At 47.9% G+C, this 26,087-nt stretch carries 20 protein-coding genes and 2 pseudogenes; 9 read left to right on the top strand and 13 right to left on the bottom strand.

Features of this window, described 5'->3' with window-relative positions:
• Positions 1–62: 62 nt before the first annotated feature.
• From R6H26_RS20825 to R6H26_RS20795, 7 genes are all read right to left on the bottom strand, one after another.
• Positions 63–3,746, bottom strand: a complete 3,684-nt coding sequence (locus R6H26_RS20825) for a hypothetical protein (protein ID WP_404785203.1) — start codon at positions 3,744–3,746, stop codon at positions 63–65.
• Positions 3,743–4,258: a hypothetical protein gene (locus tag R6H26_RS20820; protein WP_404785201.1), complete on the bottom strand. Its 516-nt coding sequence runs from the start codon at positions 4,256–4,258 to the stop codon at positions 3,743–3,745. Before R6H26_RS20820 ends, R6H26_RS20825 begins: the two co-directional genes overlap by 4 nt.
• Before the next feature lie 76 nt (positions 4,259–4,334).
• A complete protein-coding gene (locus tag R6H26_RS20815; RefSeq protein WP_404785199.1) occupies positions 4,335–6,197 on the bottom strand; it encodes a DNA/RNA non-specific endonuclease in 1,863 nt (620 codons plus the stop codon).
• Between the two features lie 84 nt (positions 6,198–6,281).
• Positions 6,282–7,607 (bottom strand): YCF48-related protein, encoded by a 1,326-nt coding sequence (locus R6H26_RS20810; protein ID WP_404785197.1) that lies wholly within the window; start codon positions 7,605–7,607, stop codon positions 6,282–6,284.
• Positions 7,608–7,691: 84 nt separating this feature from the next.
• The gene (locus tag R6H26_RS20805; RefSeq protein ID WP_404785195.1) at positions 7,692–9,206 is read right to left on the bottom strand and encodes a ferritin-like domain-containing protein; all 1,515 of its coding nucleotides are present in this window, start codon (positions 9,204–9,206) and stop codon (positions 7,692–7,694) included.
• 248 nt (positions 9,207–9,454) lie between these two features.
• A complete protein-coding gene (locus R6H26_RS20800; protein ID WP_404785194.1) occupies positions 9,455–10,711 on the bottom strand; it encodes a hypothetical protein in 1,257 nt (418 codons plus the stop codon).
• 156 nt (positions 10,712–10,867) lie between these two features.
• Positions 10,868–12,541 carry a heme peroxidase family protein gene (locus R6H26_RS20795; protein ID WP_404785192.1) on the bottom strand — a complete coding sequence of 558 codons (1,674 nt, stop codon included), beginning with the start codon at positions 12,539–12,541 and terminating at the stop codon, positions 10,868–10,870.
• Between the two features lie 1,208 nt (positions 12,542–13,749).
• On the opposite strand from R6H26_RS20795, the gene R6H26_RS20790 reads away from it, so the two are divergent.
• Positions 13,750–14,172, top strand: coding sequence for a GFA family protein (locus R6H26_RS20790; RefSeq protein ID WP_404785191.1), 423 nt, complete (start codon positions 13,750–13,752; stop codon positions 14,170–14,172).
• Between the two features lie 56 nt (positions 14,173–14,228).
• Here the strand turns inward: R6H26_RS20790 and R6H26_RS20785 are convergent, their stop codons facing one another.
• Genes R6H26_RS20785 through R6H26_RS20775 form a run of 3 tightly spaced genes read right to left on the bottom strand, consistent with a single transcriptional unit; the run spans position 14,229 to position 17,343 of the window.
• Entirely contained in the window at positions 14,229–14,915 is a 687-nt protein-coding gene (locus R6H26_RS20785; protein ID WP_404785189.1) for a DevA family ABC transporter ATP-binding protein, read from the bottom strand.
• An 11-nt stretch (positions 14,916–14,926) separates the two neighbouring features.
• A complete protein-coding gene (gene devC, locus R6H26_RS20780) occupies positions 14,927–16,126 on the bottom strand; it encodes an ABC transporter permease DevC (protein ID WP_404785188.1) in 1,200 nt (399 codons plus the stop codon).
• Positions 16,126–17,343, bottom strand: a complete 1,218-nt coding sequence (locus tag R6H26_RS20775; protein ID WP_404785186.1) for an HlyD family efflux transporter periplasmic adaptor subunit — start codon at positions 17,341–17,343, stop codon at positions 16,126–16,128. Before R6H26_RS20775 ends, devC begins: the two co-directional genes overlap by 1 nt.
• Positions 17,344–17,410: 67 nt before the next feature.
• Here R6H26_RS20775 and R6H26_RS20770 point away from each other — a divergent pair, with 67 nt between their 5' ends.
• The 4 genes from R6H26_RS20770 (at position 17,411) to R6H26_RS20755 (ending at position 20,454) form a co-directional block, all read left to right on the top strand.
• Positions 17,411–17,800: an alpha/beta hydrolase family protein gene (locus R6H26_RS20770; RefSeq protein ID WP_404785184.1), complete on the top strand. Its 390-nt coding sequence runs from the start codon at positions 17,411–17,413 to the stop codon at positions 17,798–17,800.
• Positions 17,801–18,141: 341 nt separating this feature from the next.
• Positions 18,142–18,435, top strand: a complete 294-nt coding sequence (locus tag R6H26_RS20765; RefSeq protein ID WP_404785183.1) for a DUF433 domain-containing protein — start codon at positions 18,142–18,144, stop codon at positions 18,433–18,435.
• A complete protein-coding gene (locus tag R6H26_RS20760; RefSeq protein WP_404785181.1) occupies positions 18,432–18,584 on the top strand; it encodes a hypothetical protein in 153 nt (50 codons plus the stop codon). The genes R6H26_RS20765 and R6H26_RS20760 overlap by 4 nt, the downstream gene beginning before the upstream one ends.
• 343 nt (positions 18,585–18,927) lie before the next feature.
• Positions 18,928–20,454, top strand: a complete 1,527-nt coding sequence (locus R6H26_RS20755) for a hypothetical protein (RefSeq protein WP_404785180.1) — start codon at positions 18,928–18,930, stop codon at positions 20,452–20,454.
• A gap of 30 nt (positions 20,455–20,484) precedes the next feature.
• Here the strand turns inward: R6H26_RS20755 and R6H26_RS20750 are convergent, their stop codons facing one another.
• Entirely contained in the window at positions 20,485–20,715 is a 231-nt protein-coding gene (locus R6H26_RS20750; protein ID WP_404785179.1) for a hypothetical protein, read from the bottom strand.
• 192 nt (positions 20,716–20,907) lie between these two features.
• On the opposite strand from R6H26_RS20750, the gene R6H26_RS20745 reads away from it, so the two are divergent.
• Entirely contained in the window at positions 20,908–21,237 is a 330-nt protein-coding gene (locus R6H26_RS20745; protein WP_404785177.1) for a hypothetical protein, read from the top strand.
• 101 nt (positions 21,238–21,338) lie between these two features.
• Here R6H26_RS20745 and tnpA read toward each other — a convergent pair.
• Positions 21,339–21,671 (bottom strand): annotated as a pseudogene (gene tnpA, locus R6H26_RS20740) (IS200/IS605 family transposase); the annotation flags it as partial.
• Positions 21,672–21,738: 67 nt separating this feature from the next.
• On the opposite strand from tnpA, the gene tnpC reads away from it, so the two are divergent.
• A complete protein-coding gene (gene tnpC, locus R6H26_RS20735; protein ID WP_404785176.1) occupies positions 21,739–23,214 on the top strand; it encodes an IS66 family transposase in 1,476 nt (491 codons plus the stop codon).
• 28 nt (positions 23,215–23,242) lie between these two features.
• Here the strand turns inward: tnpC and R6H26_RS20730 are convergent.
• Positions 23,243–23,326: pseudogene (locus tag R6H26_RS20730) on the bottom strand (IS200/IS605 family transposase); the annotation flags it as partial.
• Between the two features lie 12 nt (positions 23,327–23,338).
• On the opposite strand from R6H26_RS20730, the gene R6H26_RS20725 reads away from it, so the two are divergent.
• Together R6H26_RS20725 and R6H26_RS20720 are read left to right on the top strand one after the other, a co-directional pair.
• Entirely contained in the window at positions 23,339–24,664 is a 1,326-nt protein-coding gene (locus tag R6H26_RS20725; protein ID WP_404785175.1) for an RNA-guided endonuclease InsQ/TnpB family protein, read from the top strand.
• Positions 24,657–26,015: a cyclic peptide export ABC transporter gene (locus tag R6H26_RS20720; RefSeq protein ID WP_404785173.1), complete on the top strand. Its 1,359-nt coding sequence runs from the start codon at positions 24,657–24,659 to the stop codon at positions 26,013–26,015. The genes R6H26_RS20725 and R6H26_RS20720 overlap by 8 nt, the downstream gene beginning before the upstream one ends.
• Positions 26,016–26,087: the final 72 nt, after the last annotated feature.

Below are 26,087 nucleotides of genomic sequence, written 5' to 3'. Positions count from 1 at the left end.
AAATGTTGAATGAAACAAATAGTTTTAGGTAGCACCTTCACTTGGCGCAATGGTTCTCTTCACTAAACCCCATCGCAGATCTGTCGATCGGCTTTTTTTACCTTGGAATTATTTTTGAGATAATCATGTAACCATTTGCAGCCTTGAGCTTTTAGCTGCTCAATATCTAGAATTTCTGCATTCCAGAGTTCAACACGCGCATCATCGCTCACAGAGACAATTTTTTCCCCATCTGGGCTGAAGCTGACATCATAGACATCATAGAGAAGATCGCTAGGTCTCTTCAGCGTTTTGATCTCTTGACCATTCGTTAAATTCCAAAGGCGAATTGTGCCATCTGTACTGGCAGAAGCGAGGATTTTGCTATCATGCTTGAAGCTAAGTCTGGTAATCTCGCCAGTATGACCTTGAAGGGTTTTAAGTTCTTGACCATCCAGATGCCAAAGCTTGATAACTCGATCTTTACTGGCAGAGGCAATTATTTGACCATCGGGACTGAAACTGACATCTGTGACATAAGCACTATGGCCTTTGAATGTTCTTGGTGTTTGTCCCTCTTGCCCTGCTGAGTTCCAAAGCTTGATTGTGCCATCGTTATGGGCAGAGGCAATTAAGTTGCCATCAGGACTAAAATTAACGCTCCGTACTTTGCCTGCTTTTCCATCAAAGGTTTTGATAGGGCTACCATCTCTACTCCATAGCTTGACTGTCTTATCGTAACTCGCAGATGCAAGGGTAGAATCTCTAGGACTAAAGCTCAAGTCAGTAACCTTATCAGTGTGCCCTCTGAAGGTTCTAAGTTTTTGACTTTGTAAGTCCCAAAGCTTGATTGTATGATCCCAATTAGCAGCGACAATCGTTCGGCCATTTGCACTGAAGCTAAGGCTCCAGACCCGGTTCCAATCCCAATCGCTGTTTACCTTGAAAGATTTCAATTCTTGACCATCAGAACTCCAAATTTTAATGAGGTTTTTCTCTGGAACGCCATCTCCGGCAGAGGCAATGGTTGTACCATTAGGACTAAAGCTAACGCTCCATAGAGAATCATGATGTCCCAGGAAAGTCTTTGGTTTTTGTTGAAGATTCCATAGCTTGATTGTATTGTCATCGCTCGCCGAAGCAAGCATGTTGCCATCGGGACTAAAACTGGCACTATAGACACGATCGCCATGACCTTGCAGCGTTTTGAGTTCTTTTCCATCAAGACTCCACAGCTTGACTGTAGCGTCAGCACTAGTGGAAGCGATCGTTTGGCCATTAGGGCTGAAACTAACACTCGTCACATAGTTATCATGTTTGCCAAGTGTGTTGAATTTTTTTTTGTCAGACTTAAATTCTTTTCCATCAAGACTCCACAGCTCGACTATAGTATCTCCTCTAGCGATAGCAATCGTCCTGCCATCGGGACTAAAACTGACCCCAAAAATAGATTGATTACTCGCCCTAAATGGTTTTCTGAGTTCTGTTCCATCTTGATTCCAAAGACCAAGAAAACCCCCTCGATCGGCAGTGACAATTTTGCCATCTTTACTGCAACTGATGCTCCAAACTGAATTCTGATGCCCCACCAGGGACTTAACAGGTTGTTGAGGCATTGGCTCGCTAATATCCCAAAGATTGATAATACCGTGCGAACCAGAAGCAGCAATTATGTTAGTCCCTGGGACAAAACAAATACCACTCATAAAAAAGTCCCCTTCATCTCCTTGCCCAATCACAGTGCTGACTTCTTTTAATTTTTGCCCATCAATACGCCAAACCTTGATAGTATTGTCTGCACTGATGGCGGCAATCATTTTACTGTCCGGGCTGAAAGTCACATTTCTGAAAAGTTGATTCTGTACAGTAACGCTATCGAGTTCTTTTCCCTCAATGCTCCACAGTCTGACTGTATAATCCTCGCTGGCAGTAGCAATAGTCTGACCATCGGGGCTAAATCTGACACTCCTGACAGAATTTCTGTGTCCTTCTAAGCGATTTTTTTCACTGCTCTCAGATAATGCGTTCTGTAGCGCTAACTGCACTTGTTTTTGGGCATCTGACTTGAACCAGAAGATGGGTTTTAATTTTTCTGCTTTTAATGCTGTTACCAGTGCATTAATCTCTTGGTGAGAAGTAAGTGAAGTGACTGAGGATTGAGTTAGAGATTTAATTTGTGCAAGAACACTTTTTTGCCAGTTCCATCCTGCAAATCCAGCCAAAATCAGTGCCACTGCTGAAAAGCCAGAAAGTCCAACGACGGTACGGCGACGTTGGCGATCGCGCTTGCTAAGACTATCGTCGATAAACCGATTAGCCTCTTCACTCAATCCACCCAAAACCTGATTAAACGTTGAGTTCTTTCTAAGCTCTAGAACCTGCTCTAACTTTGACCCACTCCACAACTCATCTTCTACCTTCTTAAGCCGCCACCGAAAAACGTCATCATTAAGGCGATTGCGAAGCGCGATCGCCTGTCGATTGCCTTGAATCCAGTCATGAAGCCGCGCCCATGAGGTAAGCAGCGCTTCATGGGCAATTTCTACTGTGGCTTCCTGGGATTGGGATTGGCGGTTACCGATCAGCAGGTTTTGGTCGATTAACTGCTTCAGTACCTTTTGTTCCAGGATCTCATTGAATTCAGATCGATGGGCGCGTCTGCGAACGGGTTTCCATTCTGTTCCCGATGTCTCATCGCCGCCGATGTCCACTAGTTTCAGCATAATCTGCTGCACTGCCAGTTTTTCGTCTTCTGGCAAGGCACTATAAATCTGATTTACATGCTGCTGGAGGGCACCCCGCACCCCTCCCAACTGACGATAGTTGCTGATATTCAGCGTGCGATCTTCGATACTCTGGGTCTGGACTTCTGTTTCCCATAACAAATTGAGCGTGTACTGCAATAGAGGCAGATATCCAGCCTGCCCCTGAATATCGTCAATGATTTGCTTAACTAATCCTGATTCAAACACTACGCCATGATGGGCTGCGGGTTGCTCGATGGCCAAGCGTAATTCATCCAACTGCATTTCAGCAATCATTGGGCGATGCTTATCCGTCACCTTGATGAAGTCTGGATAGGGACTAAGCCGATCTAGGAAATCTGCCCGCATGGTTGCCACGACTTTGACAGAGCGATCGCTAGCCTTGTCGAGTGCTTTCACCAGTTGCACTACACTGGCGATAAAAACATCCCGTTTGCTTGGCTGAGTAGTGGTAAATAATTCTTCAAATTGGTCGATGAGGATGAACCAGTAAGAATCTGGCTGCTTGAGCGATCGCACGACTTGCCCCAGCGTATTTTCTTTGGCAGTACGAGCAACCTGTGCCTCTGACTGGGTATATTTTCCTGACAAACTAGCATATAACGATTCAAACGGATCTCGATCTGGAGTGAAGACTAGGTTCACAACGCGACTCCCTTGTCGCTCTATCAGCCAAGGAATTAAACCTGCTCGAATGACCGAAGATTTGCCGCTTCCTGACGCACCTAAGAGTAGTACCAAATTGGTTCGATCCAGTTCGTTCACTAATCCCGTGAGGAGCTGATCCCGTCCAAAAAAACGATCTTTATCTTCCAACTCGAATTTTTTTAAACCCTTGTACGGGGATGTCGTGAGGAACTGGCGAGTCTTGACCTCTTCTACTGAGATTTGGATGATTTGCGTCTGATTAAACGTAACATTTTGGCTATTGACAACCGATACATCGTGAACTTTCTGCTCGTGTCTAACCTCGTCTAAATTTGCGGGAAGTTCCTGTGTCATGGGATTACAATCCAGGCTTTAGCCACTAAACTAGCCACTCTCATCACCGGATCTGCCAGTTCTTCGACTCCTGCCAATCCCTTTTTTAAGGCCATAATTGCCCGATCCACCAGGCTTTTGTCAGGCTGTGGTTTTTGTACTTCTTGCTGGATAGCCTGGATTTTCTCCGCCACTACTTCCTTGGCTAGAGGATTAAGGGTATTATCGGCAGTAACCGCCTGCTTTAGATTTTCCAATAACATCAAGGCTTCTTTCAAATCAGTATTCTGTAATTTCGCCTGAGTTTGATTCTGAGCGATATTGCTGCCCGATTCTGCTTGAATTTGGTTCAGATCGATCTGACTGCTACCTGTAATCGTTACTCCTCCAATATTTTGGCTTTTAGCTGGAGCTGCTGTCCCCTCTGAAACAGCAGCTAAGACATTGGGGAGTTCGCGCTGCAGCTCCTGCTTTTGTTCAGGGGATAGAGTTCTGATAATTTCTATGACATCGCTAACGTTGTAAGTAGGCATAGGTCAAAACACCAAAAATGATTTACCCATTGAGTTCTATTGATTACCGCCAAAAGCGCAAAGACCTCTTCGTTCTCTACAGGATTTTATCCACCGAGGTAATTCGCCGTGGTTTGACAGTTTCTACCGTGGCGATCGCCTGTCCTCTCTGACGGCGACCCGTTGCACGGACTGGAGCTTCACTGCCGCTAGGCAACACCAGACCAGTCATCTGGCTAATACTGGCGATCGGTACTTCGTAGACTGAAAAATCGGGCAGCTCAAGTGCTTCTAAGTTATTGAGCAAATCCGCCTGAGTCAGGACATACCCTTTAATTTGGATGTCAGAATTACCGGTCTCCCGGAAATAAATTGCTTTCCAAAACTGTTTTGGCAACTGCGTGCCTCGGTAAGTGGGGTCGCTCTCTGCAAAAATAGGCCCGCCCATCACGGCAACCCGCAGATCTGCGACATCGACATCCGCAAAAATGGCATCCTCTAGGGCACCCCAAATCCCGCTAGCGCCGGATTGGTTAAAGGCTTCATGCTGGGGGGTAATGTTTGTAAAAAAGAAGGAATCCGTATTGGCCTTGCGAGCTTCTGCTTCCGTACCCCAGAGTAGATCGGCCCGTCGCGCAATGTGACCGCGATCTAAGGGATTATCGCGATAAAGCTCGTCTCCTACCTGCGCGTCTGCGGGTAGCTTCGGATCTTTTTTGAACTTGATGCCGCTGCGGCTGATGCGTTGGAGCGCTCCACCATCGACGTTCCAGGCCACCCAACGGGCAAAACGGCGCGAACGACTCATTGCCAGAGAGAAGTGCGTATAGGGAATCACCGTCTGTCCGTCAATCTCTAGCAGATCGTCTCGCACGGCATCGGTTGCGGCTTGAGGCACTGCGATCGCCTCGCCCAAAAATGTCTCGGCATATCCCAGCCCTGCAATATCTTCTTGGACGATCTCTGAAGGTTGTTGAGGACTGATATTGAGCTTCTCGAAGACCGATGCCGCGTAGCAGGCCAGGGCATTTTCCGGTTCATCCCCTATCTCTCCGGCAAAATGTAGGCCCAGCATCATGTCGGTTGTGGTCTCTTCATCCACCGACAACCAAGCGGCACCGGAATCTCCACCCATGCTGATTTCGCCATTGGGGGCTGGATTGGCGGAGTCCGGCCCAATTTCAAAGCAGCCAATCTCTTTGGAACCCACCCCTGCATAATCCATCCGGGTGACGACATGAATGCGTTGGACAATACCGTAGGTGACATTGGTCGTTCGGCCCGACTTGACGACGCGATCGCCCAGCTCCGGCTCTCCGATCCGCGCTACGTCGACCTTGAGATCGAAGATTTCCGGATCTAGCTGGCGGCGATCGATGGAGGCGATCGCGCAATCTCCCGCTACGCCCAGATGACTGCGAACCAGCTTGCCCACAATATTTCGGCTAACTCGATTGTCATCATGGGAACCGGGCTGCACGATCTCATCGCCGATTTTACCCGCTGCGCCTTGAAGGACGTGCCAGTTGGACAGCATAAAAGGCTCTCCATTCATTGCATCGTAGACCACACACCCTACCGTTCCGGCTGAAAGTTTAGGATGTCCCACACTGATGCCAGGTACAATTGGATTCAGTGCCGCCTTGCGTTGCTGGGGCATGACTTCTAGCTTCACCTCCTTGGCACTGAGATCGTAACTGCGGGGAACAACGTCTGTGGGCACTTCTACCCCGTCAATGGTGAAGGACTTGGGAATTTCCACTGCACCAATGCTTTCAAGGGCTTCTGGGGCAACTTTACGACCTACTGTGAATTGAATACTCAATGTCTCAGTACGCTGACTATCCTTGATTTTGTAGCCAATGCCAACAGACGTAATATTCTCTTGCTTCAGAAAATGAGGCGCTTCTTTGCGCACAAAATTCTTGAGCATTTCCGTAGAGACACTTTTCCTGGCCATGAATTTTTTCCTTTAAGAAGGGTAAGGTGAATGTCCTGTAATGCATTGGCATTCGTGCGATCGCGCATGGGTTTGATGCGTTCGTCATTTGTTCGTCAAACGAATCACTCGACTTTCGGCATTGCCATCAACGGTCAATCTATAAATAAAGACGCCTGACGGTAACGGTTTACCATCGTCGTTTTTACCGTCCCACACCACAGATTGTCGGCCAGCGATTGGGTTGCGATCGTCGATCAGTTTGCGAACATACCCGCCAAACTGATTCCAAATATCGATCGCCACTTTTTCAGTACGTTCCGGCAAGGTATACTCAATCTTCACGGACTGCTCAAACCTTTCTGGCGTATTGGTTGCTAAAAATCTCAGGGGCGCAACACCTTCTACTAAAGGGGCTGCTACAGGTGCAGTCGCGTACTTATAAACCGTTTTGCCCGACGCATAGCCGACCGTGACGGGATTTCCGAAAAATCGAAACCGATTGATAAACTGCCCGATTTGATTGGCATCTTGCCAATTTTTGCCCCCATCGGTTGTTTCGCTGCTGAAGCCGCCGACAAAATCCGCATCCCCCCAGCCGCCAACCCAGCCGTGGTTCTCATCCACAAATCCAATTCCCTCAAGGTTTGCATTTTCTTGAGGGTCGTTAATGCGAAGTCGCACCCAAGTTTGGCCGCCGTCCGTAGTCTTAAGAATTGCGCCTTGATTGAAGTTTTCGAGGGAGACAAACCCGACTCGATCGTTCAGAAATTGAATCTTCCAACCCCATTCGCCTAGCGGGAATGAGGTGCTGATGTCTTCAACTCGGTTGACCCAAGTTTTACCGCCGTCCTCCGTATACAGAACTACTGGAATCACATCGTCTCGACTGGGGTTTGCGATCGCTGGATCGGCCTTTCCGCCGACCACCCATCCCCGCTCTGGACTCGTAAAATAGTTATCGATCAAAATAGTGGCATGTTCGCTCATCTCCCATGCCGTCCACGTCGCGCCGCCATCGACGGTCTTCACCATCCGAGGCGGTCGATTGGGAAAGTTCGTTCCCGACCCATAGACCACCGACTCGTTCACTACGGTCAAGCCGCAAATGGCAGAGGGAGACAGTTCCGGCAAAAGATTGTCGATTAACGTCCAAACTTGGCCGCCATCGGTTGTCGTGTAGAAGCGTTTTCCTTCAGTTAGCGTTCCTGCCCATCCCTTTAAAGGCGTTGCAAAGCCGATACACCTTAGATAAATATCATCCTGAAACTGTTGCTCCCAGGTATTGCCGCCATCGGTTGTTTTGATAATTTGACCGTTACTATTGACGGCCCAACCCACCATCGGATCGATAAACCAAATATCGTCCGTTCTGGAACTGGCGATGGGCGCGTTGGTCGGAAACCATTGTAATTCTGCAACATTGGTCATGACTAATATTTCCTTGTTTTTATAGATGGATTTATAGAGGGGTACGCGTCGATCGATATTTTCTAGATCGCAATTCTTCGCAAATCACTGGGGAAATCCGCTCTCTTTCCACTGTCGAAAGAGGTTAATTCTGTCTGTTGTCCAAGGCCCTTCCGGGAGGATTGGCATCGACCGGGAGGAAACAGACTCTAAAATTGCATCGGCATTGGCCTTCACCGTCTCGTAATCGCCCAGATCGACTGGAAACCTGGGTTGATTCTTCATATGGGCTACATCCATTGGCGAGAATAGCTGGGAAATCCCGTTGGCCCAAGTGCCACCATTGGCTTCCAAAGAAAGTGTATGGGCAATATTGGTCAGTGCCGACGCAACTTGCATTAAAGCTGGCTGTAACGTTGGATGGGGCTGAGTTCTCGGATCCTCAAGCAGGGCTTCGCAAGCTGCCGCAATTTCTTGCAAACGCTCTTGGAAAAAGATCCAGGCACTCTTCATTTGGGGCAGCAATTGTACGTCGGCATACACTTCAAAGCTTGGCCCAGCGTTTAGTCCAACAAATTCCTCGCCTGCGGGTAATTGGGTAATGGCCTTTGCTAACGGTGAGATGCCGAAGGGCATGAGGTTGATAAATGCGCTCTTGAGTGCGTAATGCTGTTCCTCGTTTTCTTCGGTGTGTGCAAAGAAACGAAGCAAGATTTGCAGCATGACTTCGTATAGGGCCGCAAAAATCTCGATGACATCGCGGCTTAAGGAATCGGTAATGAGATTGGCCCCAGGCGTATTATTATCTTGCTGGAGGCTGAGGAGCGGATTTTCGATGACGGGACGAGTGGGATTGAAAGTAGGGTCGGTTGCTAATTCCGCTAAATATTGCGTCCTAACTTTAATAAATTCGGCAAAATGGCTATCTTCCCTTTGGTTAGGAGAACCTTCGCCCTGAATGATAATGCGATCGATGCCTTTGAGCGCCGACGCTAAATCCGTCACCTGGATCATCTCCTTAAACAGTCCAACGGCTTGGGCTTCAGGGGGGCCAATAAATAATTTAGAGCCAAGCGTTTCAAATCCTTGACGGATTAATCCGTACAGCTCGCCAATGGTGTTATATTCCAGTTTTCTGGGCAACAGCGGGACGGGCAATGCCTCCAGTGCGAACTGCTCGGTCTCTCGGAAATTCTGGCAAAAGGGAATCCAAGATTCTTTTTGCGCTTCGTTCTCGAAATTGTTGGGCAGTTCGAAACAGATATAGCGGTTCAGCGTGGTTTCGTTAAAAGGCGCTAGTGTGAAGGAAAGCTTTAAGGAGGTATAGGTTTTGGCTTGGGGAAAATTTGCCCGTCGGAAATAGGGCGCGCCGCCGATCGCTGTGAGCAGGTTGCTGGCGATCGCCATATGCAGCATTTCCTGTACCGCAATCTCATTAATTGTCTTCCGCCAGCGATCGATCTTCGTCAACTGAGCTTGAGACACCCCTTCCTCGATGGAATCCTTTAAACTGAAGGCAGTAAAAAGGTATTGACAGGCTAAGGAATGTTCTAATTCCGATGCCTGCGCGAGAAGATACAGTAAGTCTTCTCGCGTTTTGACTTGATTTTCTAAAGTCATGATCTTGCTAAGAAATAAATAGCCGCATGGAACCTTTCCCAATACTGTTCGGTTAAGTCTCTTCATTCCTACATTAGCCCCCCGACCCCCCAATTCTGGGGGGAGAAAGCCAAAAACTAGGGTTATTTCCCCCCAGAATTGGGGGGCTAGGGGGCCAGTGCAATGTCTTTGATTCTTATCCGAAAGTATTGGAACCTAGCCCACCTCCACAGTTCTAGAGTGCAGGTGGGCGCTTGCAGATAGCTGCATCAGGCGTGAGTATGAATTCCGCAATCATCCAGTTTTCTGATCTGAAATACCAACGAATTGGCTGGGAAACTAATTTCGCGCCAAGCAAAACACTCTCGAATCGTATTTTGATGCTGGCCGCCGGAAATGCTACGGTCAGCGCTCAATAGTTCTAGACCCACTTTTACATAGGTCAGATTGTCCGCCGAAAGTCGATCCCAAACATTGACAAGCACTGTGCCGAGATAGTCTCGAGCCTGCAACAGCGCATCTTTGAAGCCTTGGGGATTCAGACCGTAAGCCCTCGCAAATTCAGACTGGATCGTACCGTCGTCCGTAATGACCTCCGCGGTGTGCAAGGAACGCTGCGCTAAATCTTGAGAAATTAACCCTTTCTGGACAAGCTCTTTCTGAAAGACTTCGACCAGGACATCGAAGATTGCGCCCGTTAAGGGCAAGGATAGGTCATGGGGTTCCCGACTAACCGTAGACATCCGTTCGTAGTTAAACAATTCGCGAATTTGTCGGCTTTCGGATAGCTCGCCAATGCGCTCTAACTCATGGGAGGTAAAGAGATTCCCTTTTGTATTTTCGAGCAGGCGATCGACCACCTTATTAAAGTGGAGGGACGAGATCATGGCCACTAAATCTCCCGCAGATTCATGGAATCCGCCATACTCCTCTGTATTGGTCGCATCGCTATTGGGTAGGCCCACTTCGGCAAAGATAATACTATGCCCCAGCTCATGGGCCAGCACATCGAAGTTTTGGCAGTAGGGTCTGGCGGTATCGATTCCTCCGGCTGGAGTTCGCCCAAATCCGAATTCCAAGAATCCGTAGCCAGACTGGGCATTGTCCCAACTAATCAGCGGAATCAGTTCCAACTTTTCAAAGTCCATCCGAAAATGCCACTCGATCCTGCGACCGAAGTAGTCTTCGAAGATATCGAGGACGCGTCTAACGGTTGCATACATCGTGGCGCAAGAAAACTCTCGACTGTCTGGGTTTAGATGGTCGAAATGTCCGTCAGGGCCAGGTAGAACGGGACGGTTGGCTGGGCCTTGATAGGGCGGTTGATTGAATGCGCCGTAGGGCCTTTTGTTGACTGCATCCTTTACATACATTCGTGCATCTGCTGGCCCCTCCTCAATTTGATCCGGCGGCAAGGAAACACGTACGACCTCTGGCTGCTCAAAAAATGGAATGAAGCGAGGTTGGGGAAAGATTAAGAATTTTGTGCCTGTTTCTGCGATCGCCGCATCTAGTTTCATAGACATAATATTTTTCTCCTACTAGTTTTATAAACTTTAGTAATTCCGATAGTTATGAGTATTCGGTTAGAGAACCCACTCACTGAAACTGCCTCGAATTTTCATTCAGTGTTTTCAGTGAGCAGATTCTAGGCTTTAGAGGTCGGCATAAGCCGATTGAACCTAAAGCATAACGCCAGCAAACTTTAGGAAGTCGCCAATGCCACGAATTTCGCCACCATTCGGCAACCTGACACCCTGTGAGGGGTTCCAACGACTGTTGTCATAGGTTTTTTGATTGAGATAGGAAGTGGGGTCATTTAACATCAGTCCAATAAAGGTTTCCGCAACAATGCGGCTGCCCACTTCTCCCAATGAGTCGCCGTCGGCACGAACTTCAGATTCCTTAAGGACGTAGTACCATGTAGGCGTTTTTTCTAGGAAGGGTTCGAGCGCCTGATTCAGTTCGGCTGAGTTATTGCGCTTCAACTCTTCTACCGTTAGCTTTGGAACACACAAGCGTTCTGCAAGGCTTTGTCCAGTCGGAATGCTGAGCAAATAGCCGCGCAGTAGATTCCGCTTGGCGAGATGCTTGAGCAGCTCTTTGATCGGAGGTATTTCTCCGCTTTCTCCTTCGTTTAGCAGATCGGTCAAAGGAGGGGTAATATGAGTATCGATTTTACGAGCAGAGTTTCTCTTGCGTTGTGCAGCACGCCCTTTATCCACGAACCGATCCCATTCAATAATCCAGTTAAAGGGTAGCGTATTATGCGCACCTGGCCCTCCACGCTCACCGATGTTACCTTTGCCTGTAAAGGAAAAGAGTAACCTAAACGTTGCGTCAGTAATGGCTTCGGGGGAGTCTGTGAAATTGCGGTTGTAGTCATAGGCCGCCCGCACCATACTGTGTCCAAATCGGTAGGATGCTACAGAGAACTCCAGCGGCATAAACAGCTCACCATTTCGCGGGGCATAAAACTTAAGCCCATTCTGAATGATGTTGTCTATAGTGCCGCTCACGGTAAGCGTTTTGAGGAAATCATTGATCGCGAGCCACTGATAGTGCCAACGCACCAGATCTTGCGCTCGCGTGAATAAATCCTGATTATTACTGGCATTCTGCGGTTCATTTGCGCGAACCCAGTCTACCGTTGCATTGTGAAATCGGAGAAAGGCTGTGTGGAATTGCGCTACGATTAAATTCTCGTCGTTGCGACTGTCACCGATCGCAGCAATTCTGTTATTTCGTGGGAGATCTCGGTCTAAGTCACCCTCTGGCGGAATTTTAGCTCCAGGGGTAGGATTGCCACTGGCATCCTGCTCCGCATTTTGACCCACCTTCAGCTTCACCGGGTCGTTATCTTGATAGAAGTCTTTTGCCTCTGTGGGAAATCCAGGATCGAGGGTAGGGCCATCCCCGTAAACGCTGTCTAAATCAAAAGTAGGGCGACGTAGATTTTTGAGTTTATCGACAACAACGTTGGGTGCTAGTGGCGTGAAATCGTCCTTGGTAATGTCAGTTTGGAGATCTGCTACCGTTCGATCTGTATTCGCCGTAATATCGTGATCGATAAATTGACCCCAGTAGGTATAGACCGGAGGAATAATGGAGTTAGTCTCTTCAGGATCGCCTTGAGCTTCAGCCATGGCTGCACCCAGAGCCTTGAGCTTGACGATTAAATCGGTGGGATTGTCTGCGGGAAGTAAGCTGTTTGGATCGTTCGCAAGATCTGGAAAAAGGTAGTTGAACTCTGTCTCGACATCGATCGCCTCTAGTCCAGTCCTTGAAACGGTATTTTGCACCGTTTCCTGCCGAATATACCCACCGTGGCTAAATTGAAAGGGAATTGTACGCATAGTTTCCTCTCTTCCTTTAATTGTTTAATCGCTTTGCTTTTAGAGATTTCCTATCCTTACAAAGAATGGTAAATGGCAATGAGTCTGTCAATATATAAATGCTCAGAAAAACTTAGGTATAACGATGAAGATTAGAGACAAAATGAAGGCAATCGATATAATATTTTTTCTAAAATACTCCCTACACAGCAATTCTGGTCAGCAACAAAACTTCATTATCAATGAAGTAAAGACTGATTGAGTAAAGTATTGTTTATCTCTTCCATCACTCGAAGCAATGTTAAGTTTTTAGAAATTAACCTATGACAAAATCTATGGCTCAGCGGATGAAGTAATTCAATAAAAAATTATTTACTGCTTCAACCTCAGTAGGATGCAAAACAGTTCGTCATGCTGAATCTACTCACCTAGATTCATTCATGAAAATGGGCTGATTAGGCTCTTTTCTGGTGTTTTTAAAGGGTTTGACAGTTTTATACAGGTGTCTCAAAAATAGCCGGAGATGCTTGCTCTGACTTATAAGTCAATAGTAAGTTCTCCTATGAATATGTCAATACTCAAATGTTGGGGAAAAGTAGGATAAAGTATGGAGTAGCCATACAAAGTAGTATCAGATTGAAGACTGGGTTATGTTTGCACTATTAAAGCAGTTTAGAGTGGAAAAACTTATGTGAATGCAGGATATGCTTCATTTAAGAGCATTCTAGTTTATTCTAACACTTGGTTTATCAAAAGCTTAGAATGATATAGCTGCCTGGAACCAGTAAGACGTGTGCTCAGCCGATAAAACCGCGCATTCTTAGGGACCTGCAAAGTTAGGAGTAAAGATAAAGATTTAATGCTGAAGTACCTTGGTGGTGCAGAAAACTCGTGAAACCCTTATAGGGCAATGATTGTCAAAAGATTGCCGTTGTTGAGAACATGGCTGATCGACAACGCAAAATCAAGGTTTCAGGGCTTGATTTAGAGCCAAATGCTCGACTCAATCGAAGCTCAAAAAGTTTTCTGCACCACTAAGGCTGAAGTACTGTTGACTGCCGCCAGCACTAGAGTGCTAACTGCTGAATTTCTTGTGGCGGTATTTCGATGCTACCGTGCGAGCTAGGTACAGTCCTCATATTTGGGCTGAGCATTGACAAGTAGGGTAAGGAGCCTAATAGCTGTGTGCCAAAATTAAAGGGTAATTGCTGGAAAAGGAGGAGACAGGAATGGAGGGTCAGTGTCTTTGCGGAAACATAATCATCAGAACGCCTGAGAAAAAGAGCGTAGATGCTTGCCATTGCGGGATGTGTCGGCGATGGGGCGGTGGCCCAGCGTTGGGTATCGCCTGCGGATCGGACGTGCAGATAGAGGGTGCCGACAAACTAAAGGCGTACAAGTCATCAGAATGGGCTGAAAGAGCTTTTTGCGGCGAATGCGGTACGCATATTTTCTACAGGTTATTGGCCACCAATGAATATTTTGTTCCAGTCGGTCTTTTTCAGAATGGCGTCGAGTTTGAGTTCGAGGAGCAAATCTTTATCGATAGGAAACCGAGTTACTATGAATTTGCCAATCAAACCTTGAATCTGACAGAAGCAGAAGTATTCGCCAAATTTGCAGCACTCAATGAGAATACTGAAAGCCCGTAGTAAATCGCCACAGCTGTCTCTGCTCGCTTGGATAGCAAAAACATTCCGCACTAGCGCTATTGCAGAACAGACTGCAATCGCCCATCTTCCATCTGAAGAATGCGATCGGCCACATCCAAAATTCGGTTGTCGTGGGTCACGATCAACACCGCGCAGTGCTGTTCTTTCGCCAACCGCTGCATGATCGTCACCACATCTCGCCCCGATTGGCTGTCCAACGCCGCTGTTGGCTCGTCCGCCAGCACTAGCCTCGGCTGCGCGACCAACGCCCTCGCGATCGCCACCCGCTGTTTCTGCCCGCCCGACAGATTATCCGGGTAGTAATAAACGCGATCGCCCAAACCTACGGCGTCCAACATGGCGATCGCCGCTTCCCGTCGCTGTTGCAAAGACCACTGGCGATGCAGCTTGAGGGACATCATCACATTTTGCTGGGCGCTGAGGCACTTGAGCAAATGGTGATCTTGAAAAATAAACCCAATCTGGTTGCGCACTTGGCGGAGCCGCCCCTGCCGCGCTCCCTTAAACTCGTGGCCCAATACTCGCAGGCTGCCTTCTTGAAGCGATCGCAACCCGCCGATCAGTGTCAGCAATGTCGTCTTGCCACACCCCGAAGGCCCCATTAAAATCACCACCTCCCCTGGCTCGATGGTCAGAGAGATCTCAGAGAGCACGGGCTTGCGGAGGACGCCTCGCCCAAAGGAATGGGTCAGATCTTGAATCGCAATAATGGGTTCTGCCATACACCACCGCCTCAGGAAAACACGTCCGCAGGGTCAGCCGAGCGGAGCTTGCTAGAGGCGATCGCCGCCGAGAACGTACACATCATTAGCGTCAGCACAAAGACCGTCACCGCCACATCCACCCGCATGACCAGCGCCAACCGCGTCAGACCCGCCAAAAATTCATACATCCACAGAGAGGTGACAAAGCCTGGAATAAAGCCGAGCACGCCTAAAATCAACGCCTCCTGAAAAATGACAATCAGCAACGCTCCATCGGAATAACCCATCGCCTTAAGGGTGGCGTACTCCGGCAAGTGATCCGTCACATCTGCGTAGAGCACTTGGTAGACCACGACCACCCCCACGATGAATCCCATCACCGCCCCAAAGGCAAAAATAGACCCCGCCGGATTCTGCTCTTGAAAACTCAGATCCTTCGCCACCAGTTCTGCATGGTCGAACGCCTGCACCGCCGGAACCTCCGTTGCGATCGCCGCCCGGATAGCGGCAACGTTAGCCCCAGGCTTGAGCTTCACCACGCCCACGCTCACTTTGCTAAGGGCATCTGCGCCAAACAGCGCTTGGTAGTTGGTTTCGCTGAGGATGATATTGCCATCGCTGCGAAAGAAAGAGCTGCCCAAGCTAAATAGCCCCACCACCTGCACCTGCCGATTATTGAGCAATGCCGAAAACTGCCCATCCGATTTGAACCGCTGGTTCACTGGACCAAAGTCGGTCGGTTTAGATTGGCGATCGACCAGGACCGTATTGGGTAGCTTGAGTTTCCAGAGTTGCTGGTTGACTTCCGGGAGGTTGAAGACAGGACGGCTCGGGTTAAAGGCTATCACCTGTCCCGACCAGGTTTTTATTTTTTTGGAGTAGGACCACCGCCCGTAGGCCACGTAGACGGGAAATACTGCTTCCACGCCCTCAATGGCAGCAACTCGGTACAATTGCACCCTTGGAAAGCTTCCCGCACCCAAGTAATTGGTTTGCGGGCCGAGCACAAAAAGATCGCCGCGCAAGTTATCGGCAATGAGCGTGGCACCTTCGGTAAACAGCGCCCTAAATCCAAGCTGCATAAAGATGAGGATATTGGCAAAGGAAATCCCGCTGAGGGCAATGAGCAAGCGCAGTTTTTGATGGGAAAGCTGCGACCAGGCCAAAGGTGCTTCAAAGGGAAGGTTTTGGCACAGGACGCGAAGGGTTTTGAATGCGGGCAGTTTCATCAGGGGTTCGGGGCGCTAGATGGAACGGGACGGGTCTGAATGGTGGCCTGCACCAACATATTGGTAAATGCCGCAACCTTGGGGCTGTCCTTGGGGTCGAGCCGAATTTTGACTTCTACGACGCGGGCATCTTGGTCTACGTTAGGGCCGTCTGCTTCCGCCGTACTTTGGAGGGTTTTGCGACCAATTTGGCGGCCAATATCTTGCACCGTCCCCTGAAGTTTGCCCTTAAACCCGCCGTACTCCGTCGATAGCGTCGCGCGCTGTCCGGGGCGCACGCGGGCTACATCGGTTTCGTAGACCTCGGCGATCGCATACATCTGCTGGGTCTGCGCCAGTTCCACGATGCCTTTGGCCGTGTTGACCTGTTCCCCAATGCGGGTATTGATGCGCAGAATCTGACCGGAGACCGGGGCGCGAACCTTGGCATCGTCTAAGTCTGCCTCCGCTTGTTTGACGGCAATGAGCGCCTTGTCTAGCTTAACGCGGGCAATTTCAAGATCGACGGGGCGCACTTCTCGAAGCTGTGTCAGCTTTGCTTTTGCCTGCCTGAGAGAGGCTTCTAAGGTATTCACGGTGCCCCTCAGCGAAGCCTGTCGTTCTTGGAGCGTCGCGCGGGCAGTGTCTAGGTCCCGCTCGGCTTCATTCAGGTCCGCCATACTGATGCCGCCCTCCTGCTGGAGCTTCCGCCTTCGTTGTGCGGTTAATTCTGCTTCTTTCAAAACCGCCCGAGCGGAGTCAATCGAAGCGGCCTTTTGCTGTTGCTCTCCCTTAATCTGGGCTTGGAGTTCGGCAATGGCGGCTCTCTGCGCCTCCGCCTCCGCCACTTTTGCCTCTCCCTGTCGCACTCGTTCTAGCTCCGCCCGCCGCAGTCTTACTTCAGCCTCTGCATCCTGAAGGTTGGCTTGGCGGCGGTCAACACCCTGTAGGAGCGCAATGACCTGATTGGCCTGGACGCGATCGCCCTCTTTGACAAAAATTTGGTTCAGCCGACTGTCTTGGGCATTGGACACCGAAACCTTAATCACTTCGCCATCTGGCACTAAGCGACCGAGGGCGACGACTGCATTGACAGGTGCCGGGGCAATTTTCGGCGCTGGTGCGGAAGAGTCAGCAGGGCGCGTACAGGCAACCCCGCCCTGGAGCAGTAGGGCCAAGCCTATCCCGTGCAAAAGCATTCGCGGGAACAGTCGCATCATGTGACGGTAGATATCCAAAGCTATCTCGATCGCGGGGGTGAATTTGCACTTTCGTCAGGCTAACAATTGAAAACAGCATTCGCAAATGCTTGCAGAATTGAGAGAGATTCAAAAAATGACGGGCATTCGAGTTGGATTGTTGCAGCGTTACGATAAATGCTGTTGCGCCCAAAGGGTGGTGTGGGTGCGATTGCCGTTATTCTCAGCAGATAAGATTCAACGCCCGCTGCCGATCGGTCATGGGGCTAACGATCCGAGGGTGAAGCAAGCGGAAAGCGATCGCATTGTGGAAGCCATGCGCAAGAATAATAAACCCGTCGAGTATATTCTCTGCCCGGATGAAGGACATGGATTTGTTCGCCCTGCAAATCGACTGCACTTTTTTGCCAGTGCGGAGGCTTTTCTCGCCAAACATCTCGGCGGACGTGTTGAGCCGATGGGTAATATTGCAGGGCATTCTGGGCAGACCAAGTAAGTTAATGGTGTTGTTGGGAGTTTGCCTTGAGATCGAGTTGGCTACCGATTGAATGTTCTATGGAGCGGCAATCGCACCGTGAATAAGCTTCCTATTCCATTGCCTGAGGAGCAGGAGCGGCAGTGGGCAGATAGGCTGGAGGCATTATTGTGAGCACAAAGGATTGACCCCAATCGAGCACTGGATACTAATGGCTAGGCGATCGCTTTGCCTGGGATAGACTGCTGGCGATCGCTTGATTTGAAACTCATCTCAAAGGTCAATCAAATTTTGCATTAAGTTGCAGAAAACGGTGATGTACAGGAAAATAGAAGAATAAAATACGGTTTTGTCTGCACATCATGCAAACCATTAATGATATTGGTACGTTGATTGTTTCTACGCTGGGAACCTGCGGCGGTCGCCCGCGTATTGAAGGCAGTCGGATTACGGTTCAGTTCATTATCAATGAAATCAAGGCAGGCGTTACACCTGAGGAGATTGTGACGGATAAGCCTTTTCTTTCGCTGGCTGGCGTTTACAGTGCAATCGCTTACTACTATGCAAATAAAGATGCACTGGATGAAGAATTCGCTGCTTACGATCAGGACTGTCAGGCTTTTGAAGCTGAACTTAGTTCAGGAACCGTCTTGTGAACCGAATTCGCTTGTATTTAGATGAAGATACGATTAATACTGCCTTGGTAAGGGCATTGCGAAATGCCGATTTAGATATTGTGACAGTTGCAGATGTCCAAAGATTGGGTTTCTCTGATGAAGATCAACTGATTTGGGCAACGAGTTAGGGAAGAGTAATCTACAGCTACAATGTTGCAGATTTTTGCCGACTACACAGCGCTTTTCTGATTAATGAGAGAAGTCATGCTGGGATTATTTTGGCACCCCAAGGGCGTTATTCCATTGGGCTGCAACTGCAAGGTTTATTAAAATTGGTTGCAAGTATGTCTAGTTCAGAAATGATGAATCAATTGCTGTTTCTTAATTCTTATGTCACCAAACCTAACTTGCCATAACTTGGTCAAAATAGCCCAGAGCTTGATTCTCTTCATAGTTTAGAAATGTAACAAAATGGGCAATAGTATCTTCAAGAGGGAATCTTAAGAGCTTGATTGCTCTGGACATTCGAAAATGGAATATTCTTGGACAGCAATGCAAGACTTGGAGCCAGCATTACGACCTGTTTATTCTGCACCTGAAATCAATGAAGCTATTATCCTCCATGATGGGGCCTTAGTAGTTGAGAAAAATGCCCAAACCTTTGAAGGTCAAGGAAAGATCGCTTTTAATTGGTTTCCGACTCCAAAAGTATCCTTTGAATTCAAAATTAATGCAGTTGGATACTTGCAACATGGTGATAATGTCTGTTTGAGATTCGTTCCCAACTCAGTTGAGGTTTCTAGTCCAGTTGAGGTTTCTGTCTCTTTATCCAGAACAAATCAGGGAAATGATTTTTATGGGGCTGGATCGTGTCAAAACATAAATATTGGTTCAGATAATGATCTGCAATATGTGCTCTTTCATGTCGCAAATTTCCATGATTTGCTAGGTAGACCTTGTGCAAGGATTAAGACGGAGAATGGCTTTCGTTGCATTGAAAGAAACATTGTGGAAGCAGAAGGCTGGAGGATTACGCTAGATCAACTAGAAACCACTACCGAACATATTAAACAGATCTCAAGTCAAGGAGGATTTGCAATTACGCATGTAGCAAAACTTGAACGGGTAGATAGTCATACTTTCAGAGGGAAAGATGCCATTGAATTTCTCGATATTTGCTCCCATTGCTTGTCGTTTGCCAGAGGATTTCGCATCCCCCTAATGCTTTGCATCGGTTACGACAAGGACGACAACAGAGTCTGGGAATTTTGGTCATCTCGATTGGGTTTATCTTGGAAAAGTGTTAGCTCTTGGTTTCCAAAATCAGAAAATAGATCTTTAGCTAAATTATTTCCCGGTTTCTTTCAGTGGTATCGACTTTGGCAGGAAAAAACAGATCCTGCAAATGCCAATATCGTTCTAAACACGTATTTAGAGGCTAATTCAGTTTCGACCTTAGAAGTAAAATTAATGCTGGTTCAGATAGCACTGGAACTCTCTGCATGGATACATTTGGTTATAGTAAAAGAGTTATTTGAGAAGAATCAGTTCAACTTCCCAGCCTCTATAAAAATTAGAGAACTGTTGAATTCACTGGAGATTCCAGTTGAAATCCCACCTTTTTCTCTTGTTCGTAAATCCTTATCTGGAACAGCCGCATTATTGGAGCTTGGTTCACAGAATAGCAATTTTGACCTTGAACAAGATGAACACCATCCCATTCCACTGACAGAGCTTGATATCCGAGAGATCTCAAGAGGGGACAGAACGTGTACATTTATGTCTAAACCACAGTTTCAAGACTTACATAGAAGTGCTTCTGATCATCAGTGGGATGATGGGCCTCATGCATTAACCGCAGTTAGAAATGATGTTGCCCATGCGATTAAGAAATATCCTAATCTAGACCCCGAAGCTGAAAAACAATTGTGTAGACTAGGATTATGGTACCTTGAGCTTTCCATGCTAGCTTTAATGAATTATGACGGCTATTACATCAATCGTTGTATCTTGCCGAACAGAGAAGGTGAAATCGTTCCTTGGAAAACGACGGCATAATAAACCTGTTTATTAGATCGCCGATTTAGTCTATAGTTTCCATTCTAGAATAACTCTGGCATTCAACAGCGTAAAAATACGATCAAGTTCTAAAATTCCCGCCAATTCTGCTGCTTCTGCTTTAGTCAAATCTTTAGCCTTCTTCCGCTCAGCTAAATCATCCAACCGTGCTTGAAGCTCATCTGTAAACTTGAACAGATGTAAATCCCTAACCTTACTGAGCTTCACTCCAGATTCCACCCAAGAAGAGGGCTGAACCATTGTCTGAATAGATCCTAGCAATGTTTCAAACGAGAACAGCAATTGCTCCAATTATAAGGCTTTGTTGTATGAATTTACCCTCACTCAACCTTAGGGGGACAACCCCTTAACCTGACACTCACAGCAAGCACATTGCCAGAAATGGCATCATGGAGGCTGAGATAACCGTCAGAGAACTCAGAGCAAAGCACCATGAACTTGATTGAGTTTCTTCTCAAAGCGTCCTGGATCGCCGTTTTGGTTGCCTCCATCACCGGTTTCATCAGTGGGATTGGTAGTGCCTCCCTTCTTGCCCTGATCGATCGAGCCATTAGCCAGATGAACCTCGATCGTTTTCAATCTCAATCGCAATTGATTTGGGGCTTTATTGGACTGGCTGGCATCACAATGGTTACCAATCTGACTTCACAATTTCTACTCGTGGATTTAGCCCAGGGTGCGATCTACAAACTGAGGCTGCGCATCAGCGGCTGGATTTTAGCTTTTAGACGGGAAGCCCCGCGCTCTATCCGTTTCGGATGAGCGCTGGGATGAAAGGTGCGTGAGTTGAGGTACGTTACCTGACCGCCTTGCGAAGCAATAGGGAAGGCAACAGTGCCGAAATGAACAAATTATCTATGCGACTACTCAGGGGTGTTTTGCTCCTCAATGTATTTCTTCAAAACCGAGATTGTGACCCCACCACAGGAGGCGATGAAGTAAGACTCGTTCCACAGAACCTTTTTCCAGTAAACTTTATCGACTTCAGCCGGAAACTCCTCCCTGAGCCTTCGACTGGAGACAGACTTCAAGTTTCCGATGAATTTGGGTAATTCCATCTGCGGCAAATACTGAAACAGCAAATGAACGTGATTGTCTTCGCCATTAAACTCGACGATTTTGCAGTTCCATTTCTGACATAAATCGCTCATCACTTCACCTAGTCGTTGAATCATCTCGCCTGTGAGCACCTTGCGGGTATCCGTACAGGGTGTGGGTCTTGAAAAGTAGGCAACTCAAGGAAACTCTGATAGCCTGAGAGATATGGAAACCGTATCAGCCAATTTCCTCGCCGAGATCCCCGAGATAGACTGGGAAAAGACCCCAGAGAGCGTCAAGCAATTGATCGCGCGATTAGGAGAGAGGATTGCAGCATTAGAAGAGCAGGTCAAGCGGAACTCGAAGAATTCATCTCAGCCAGCCTCCCAAGATAGTCCACAAGGGTTTAAGCCAACAAAAGAGAAGAGCAAGAAATCACGGGGTGGGCAATCGGGTCATGAAGGCCATTCACAGAAACTGTATGCAGCATCGGATTGTGCGGCTGTCGAAGAGCATTACCCTAGTCATTGCTGGAGTTGTGGAGAAATTCTAACGGGGACGGATGCCGAACCGCAGCGGTGTCAAATTGTAGACATCCCGCCCCTGCGTCCGATTGTGATAGAGCATCGGTTTCACTCCTTGTCTTGTGATTGTTGTGGGAAGAGAACTCGTGCTTACGATGCCGAAGTGGTGGACGGGAGCCGTTATGGCGACCGCTTATGCGCCCTTGTTGGTCTATTGAGTGGAGAGTATCGCCAAAGCCATCGGATGGTAGTGCGTCTACTGGCCGAAATCTTTGAGATAGAAATGTCAGTGGGAAGCGTCGGGCGGTTGCGCCAAAGTATCAGCGACGCGGTATCAGTTCCCGTCACCGAAGCCCAAGCGTATGTGCAGCATCAAACTCAAGTCAGTGTGGATGAAACGAGCTTCCGTCAAGGCAATGGGGATGGTCAGAATCCTACGCAGCGCAACGGCTGGTTATGGGTAGTGGTCAGTCCACTGGTGTGCTATTTTCAGGTTCTATTGAGTCGTTCTCAAGCCGCTGCTCAAACCATTCTCGGAGATGTGTTTAGGGGCTATGTCAACAGCGACCGCTACAGCGGTTATAACTGGTTGTCTATCGAGCAACGGCAGGTGTGTTGGGCGCATTTGAAACGTGACTTCACAAAAATTGCGGAGCGCACCGGAGTGAGTCGTGAAGTAGGAAAAGAACTGCTCACTCATCAGGAGCATTTATTTAAGTTATGGCATCGGGTGCGAGATGGAACGCTAGCCCGTACTCAATTTATCCTGGAGGTTGAACCCATTCGTCAATCCATGCATCAGTTGCTCACTGAAACCGCCGATTATGATATTGCAGACGGGGAGAAAACACCTTTGGCAAAAACGGTGGGCACTTGTCGCCAGTTATTAAAGGTGGAGACTGCCTTCTGGCTATTCGTGAGGGTGGAAGGGATTGAGCCGACCAATAATGCCGCAGAGCAAGCCATCCGGCCTGCGGTGTTGTGGAGAAAATGCAGCTATGGTTCTCAGAGTGCTCAAGGGAGTCTTTTTGTTGGACGCATGTTGACGGTGGTAACTTCTTTAAGGCGACAACAGCGCTCGGTATTGGAGTACCTTACTCAGGCTTGTTACGCCAACCGTCAGGGCTTAAATGCTCCATCTTTATTGCCACTGAAAATCCAGCAAATTCTGCGTTGAAACTTACCTAACCACCTGTACGGATACCCTTGCGGCGATACTTGGTCGTCAGCACCAAATGAGCTTTCATGTCGGACACGGATCTACCACTGGATACAAAATCGTCTTTCATCAACAGTTTACAATGATTACTTTTGTCAGTGTGCCTATTTTAGGGTACAGCAATTATAATAGAGACATGAGAATTGCCTACCAGTATCGACTACTGCCTACCGCCCAACAATCTGCCGATCTGAATCGGTGGCTTGAAATGTTGCGGTGTCAGTATAACTGGATGCTGTCAGAGCGCTTTGGGTGGTGGGAAGAGAACCGGAGTCCGGTTAATGCCTGCCCTATAGTTTGTCATCTCCCCGAACTCAAGGATCAGCCTGACTACTACAGTCAGAAACGCGATTTGGTTTTGCTCAAGCAAGATAGACCTTGGTACAAAGAGATTCATTCTCAGGTGCTTCAAGACATGGTCAAGCGAGTCAAACTCTCATTTGACCGTTACTTGATGGGTGACAGCAATGGTAGGCGCAGTGGTAAGCCCCGGTTCAAAGGTCAAGGCAGATATCATTCATTTACCTACCCTCAAGCTTCGCTCTTCTGGATTGACGGCAACAAAATCGAATTGCCGAAGCTTGGGGCGGTGAAGGTAATATGGCATCGTTCTTTGCCGGATGGATTTATTGTGAAAACCGCCATTATCAGTAAAAAGGCTGATGGATGGTACCTCACCCTCACCCTGGAGGATGCACAGGTTCCTGAGTTGACCTCACAGGTAGAGCCAGCTTGGGAAAACTCGATTGGGATTGATGTTGGATTGGAAAAGTTTGCTTCTGATTCAGATGGCAGCTTTGAGCCAATTCCTCAGCATTTCCGAAAATCGGAAGAGAGGCTTGCTCGTTTACAGCGGAAGGTGTCAGCATCCCAAAAGGGGAGCCTTGCCCGTAAGTTGTTGGTTCGCAAGGTTGCTAGACTACATCAAAAGATTGCGCGCCAACGCAAACAGTTTCACTTTGAAACGGCTGGCAAGGTTTTGGACAAAGCTAATGTGGTGTTTGTCGAAGATCTCAAGGTCAAAAATATGTCCAGACGAGTCAAGTCTAAACAAGACGAGACAGGCAAGTTTCTTCCGAATGGTCAATCGGCTAAGTCTGGACTGAATAAAAGTATTGTTGATGCAGGATGGAGCCAATTCATTGATATCCTCACTTTCAAAGCTGAAAAAGCTGGTCAGAGAGTTATCAAGGTTGACCCCTACGGAACCTCTCAGCATTGCAGTGTCTGTCTCAATAAAGTTTCAAAAGGACTCTCGGAGCGCTGGCATTCCTGTTCTCATTGTCAAAATGAAATGGATAGAGATATCAATGCTGCCATTCTGATTAAAAAAGTGGGGTTGGGACTCGCCTCACTCAAAAAAGCTCGAAAGCCGAAAGGTCTAGAGAAGCCCGCGCTGTATGCGTAGCATCAGCGTCGGGAGTAGTTCACCCTCCCACTTGCGACATCTAGAAGAACTAGGTGCAAATCGGTTATTGGCCACTTTAACCGAAGACATTCAAAACATTGCAATGACGGTCTTCAATGTTCCCACTCTGTTTATCAATGCTGCCCTCATTTTGGGGTGTCTCTTCTATTTGGGATGGTTATCATTCGGAATATTGCTCGCGACAGTGGCATTTTTGACCGTTGCGATATCGATCGTACAGCTTTTAATTAATAAAGCGTTCAGTCTTTTTGTCATGGCACGCGAAGAGAACGATGCCTTAATGAAACATTTCAGAGGCATTACCGATGGCATCAAAGAACTAAAACTTCACCAACAACGGAGAGAAGATTTTCTAGAGTTTGAGTTGCAAGCCACAGCAGACGCCTTGCGAAAGTACCGCGTCAGAACTCAAAAAATCCTCGCATTTACCAATACCTTAGGTGAATTCCTATTCTTCATTCTTTTAGGGTTATTGGTCTTTGGCATTCCTCATCTCATGCCAACCTCAGCACCCGTCCTCTCGGGCTATGTTCTGACCATTGCCTATATGATGCGACTCATTGGGAATATTTTAGCAACCCTGCCCAACATGACCCTAGCAGCAGTCTCACTCCGCAAAATCGATACCCTAGGGTTGTCCCTAGCCAGCCGTGCGGAAGAAGGACTTCAATCCCCTCAGCCAGTCGTCAGTTTCCAGCAGATCGCGCTCATTCAAGCCACGCATCACTATAAATCAGAAGGCGAAAACAACACCTTTACCCTTGGCCCCATCGACCTTGAATTCAGTCCTGGTGAGATCGTATTTATCGTCGGTGGCAATGGGAGCGGCAAATCAACCTTAGCAAAACTGATTACAGGTCTTTATCTTCCAGATTCTGGGAAAATTTGTTTGGATGGAATCCCCATTACCCATCAAAATCGCGAGACCTATCGCCAACTGTTTTCGACCGTTTTTTCAGACTTTTATCTCTTCGAGCGTCTGTTAGGGGTCTCCCTCGATAATTTAGATGCTCGGGCAAAGGCTTATTTGGAACAGTTGCAGCTATCCCACAAAGTTCAGGTCGAGAATGGAAGCCTTTCCACGACTGAATTATCCCAAGGGCAGCGAAAGCGCTTGGCCCTCCTGACGGCTTATTTGGACGATCGCCCTGTCTATCTATTTGACGAATGGGCCGCCGATCAAGATCCATTCTTTAGAGAGGTGTTTTACCAGCAGATTTTGCCAGAACTCAAGAAACGGGGCAAGGTAGTGCTGGTCATCAGTCACGACGATCGCTACTTCCACCTCTGCGATCGCCTGATTAAGTTAGACTACGGTCAAATCGTCTAAAACTGAAGACCTTTAGCTTAACGTTGCAAGACCGTTGCAGTTGAACCCATCAGTCCAAGCTTGGCGAGGAAA

The sequence above is a fragment of the Altericista sp. CCNU0014 genome (genome assembly GCF_044923475.1).
GTDB lineage: Bacteria > Cyanobacteriota > Cyanobacteriia > Thermosynechococcales > Thermosynechococcaceae > JAAURS01.
The sequence above is the reverse complement of the archived record's forward strand: the minus strand, read 5'-3'. Positions and strand labels throughout refer to the sequence as shown.

What these genes read in the sequence shown, in the direction of transcription:
- R6H26_RS20765 (WP_404785183.1), top strand. Translation starts at nt 18,142, where the DNA reads ATGCAAACCATTAATGATATTGGTACGTTGATTGTTTCTACGCTGGGA.
- tnpC (WP_404785176.1), top strand. Translation starts at nt 21,739, where the DNA reads ATGGAAACCGTATCAGCCAATTTCCTCGCCGAGATCCCCGAGATAGAC.
- R6H26_RS20820 (WP_404785201.1), bottom strand. Translation starts at nt 4,258, where the DNA reads ATGCCTACTTACAACGTTAGCGATGTCATAGAAATTATCAGAACTCTA.
- R6H26_RS20810 (WP_404785197.1), bottom strand. Translation starts at nt 7,607, where the DNA reads ATGACCAATGTTGCAGAATTACAATGGTTTCCGACCAACGCGCCCATC.
- R6H26_RS20745 (WP_404785177.1), top strand. Translation starts at nt 20,908, where the DNA reads ATGAACTTGATTGAGTTTCTTCTCAAAGCGTCCTGGATCGCCGTTTTG.
- R6H26_RS20720 (WP_404785173.1), top strand. Translation starts at nt 24,657, where the DNA reads ATGCGTAGCATCAGCGTCGGGAGTAGTTCACCCTCCCACTTGCGACAT.
- R6H26_RS20750 (WP_404785179.1), bottom strand. Translation starts at nt 20,715, where the DNA reads ATGGTTCAGCCCTCTTCTTGGGTGGAATCTGGAGTGAAGCTCAGTAAG.
- R6H26_RS20805 (WP_404785195.1), bottom strand. Translation starts at nt 9,206, where the DNA reads ATGACTTTAGAAAATCAAGTCAAAACGCGAGAAGACTTACTGTATCTT.
- R6H26_RS20770 (WP_404785184.1), top strand. Translation starts at nt 17,411, where the DNA reads ATGCTTGCAGAATTGAGAGAGATTCAAAAAATGACGGGCATTCGAGTT.
- R6H26_RS20785 (WP_404785189.1), bottom strand. Translation starts at nt 14,915, where the DNA reads ATGGCAGAACCCATTATTGCGATTCAAGATCTGACCCATTCCTTTGGG.
- R6H26_RS20795 (WP_404785192.1), bottom strand. Translation starts at nt 12,541, where the DNA reads ATGCGTACAATTCCCTTTCAATTTAGCCACGGTGGGTATATTCGGCAG.
- R6H26_RS20755 (WP_404785180.1), top strand. Translation starts at nt 18,928, where the DNA reads ATGGAATATTCTTGGACAGCAATGCAAGACTTGGAGCCAGCATTACGA.
- R6H26_RS20825 (WP_404785203.1), bottom strand. Translation starts at nt 3,746, where the DNA reads ATGACACAGGAACTTCCCGCAAATTTAGACGAGGTTAGACACGAGCAG.
- devC (WP_404785188.1), bottom strand. Translation starts at nt 16,126, where the DNA reads ATGAAACTGCCCGCATTCAAAACCCTTCGCGTCCTGTGCCAAAACCTT.
- R6H26_RS20815 (WP_404785199.1), bottom strand. Translation starts at nt 6,197, where the DNA reads ATGGCCAGGAAAAGTGTCTCTACGGAAATGCTCAAGAATTTTGTGCGC.
- R6H26_RS20790 (WP_404785191.1), top strand. Translation starts at nt 13,750, where the DNA reads ATGGAGGGTCAGTGTCTTTGCGGAAACATAATCATCAGAACGCCTGAG.
- R6H26_RS20800 (WP_404785194.1), bottom strand. Translation starts at nt 10,711, where the DNA reads ATGTCTATGAAACTAGATGCGGCGATCGCAGAAACAGGCACAAAATTC.
- R6H26_RS20725 (WP_404785175.1), top strand. Translation starts at nt 23,339, where the DNA reads ATGATTACTTTTGTCAGTGTGCCTATTTTAGGGTACAGCAATTATAAT.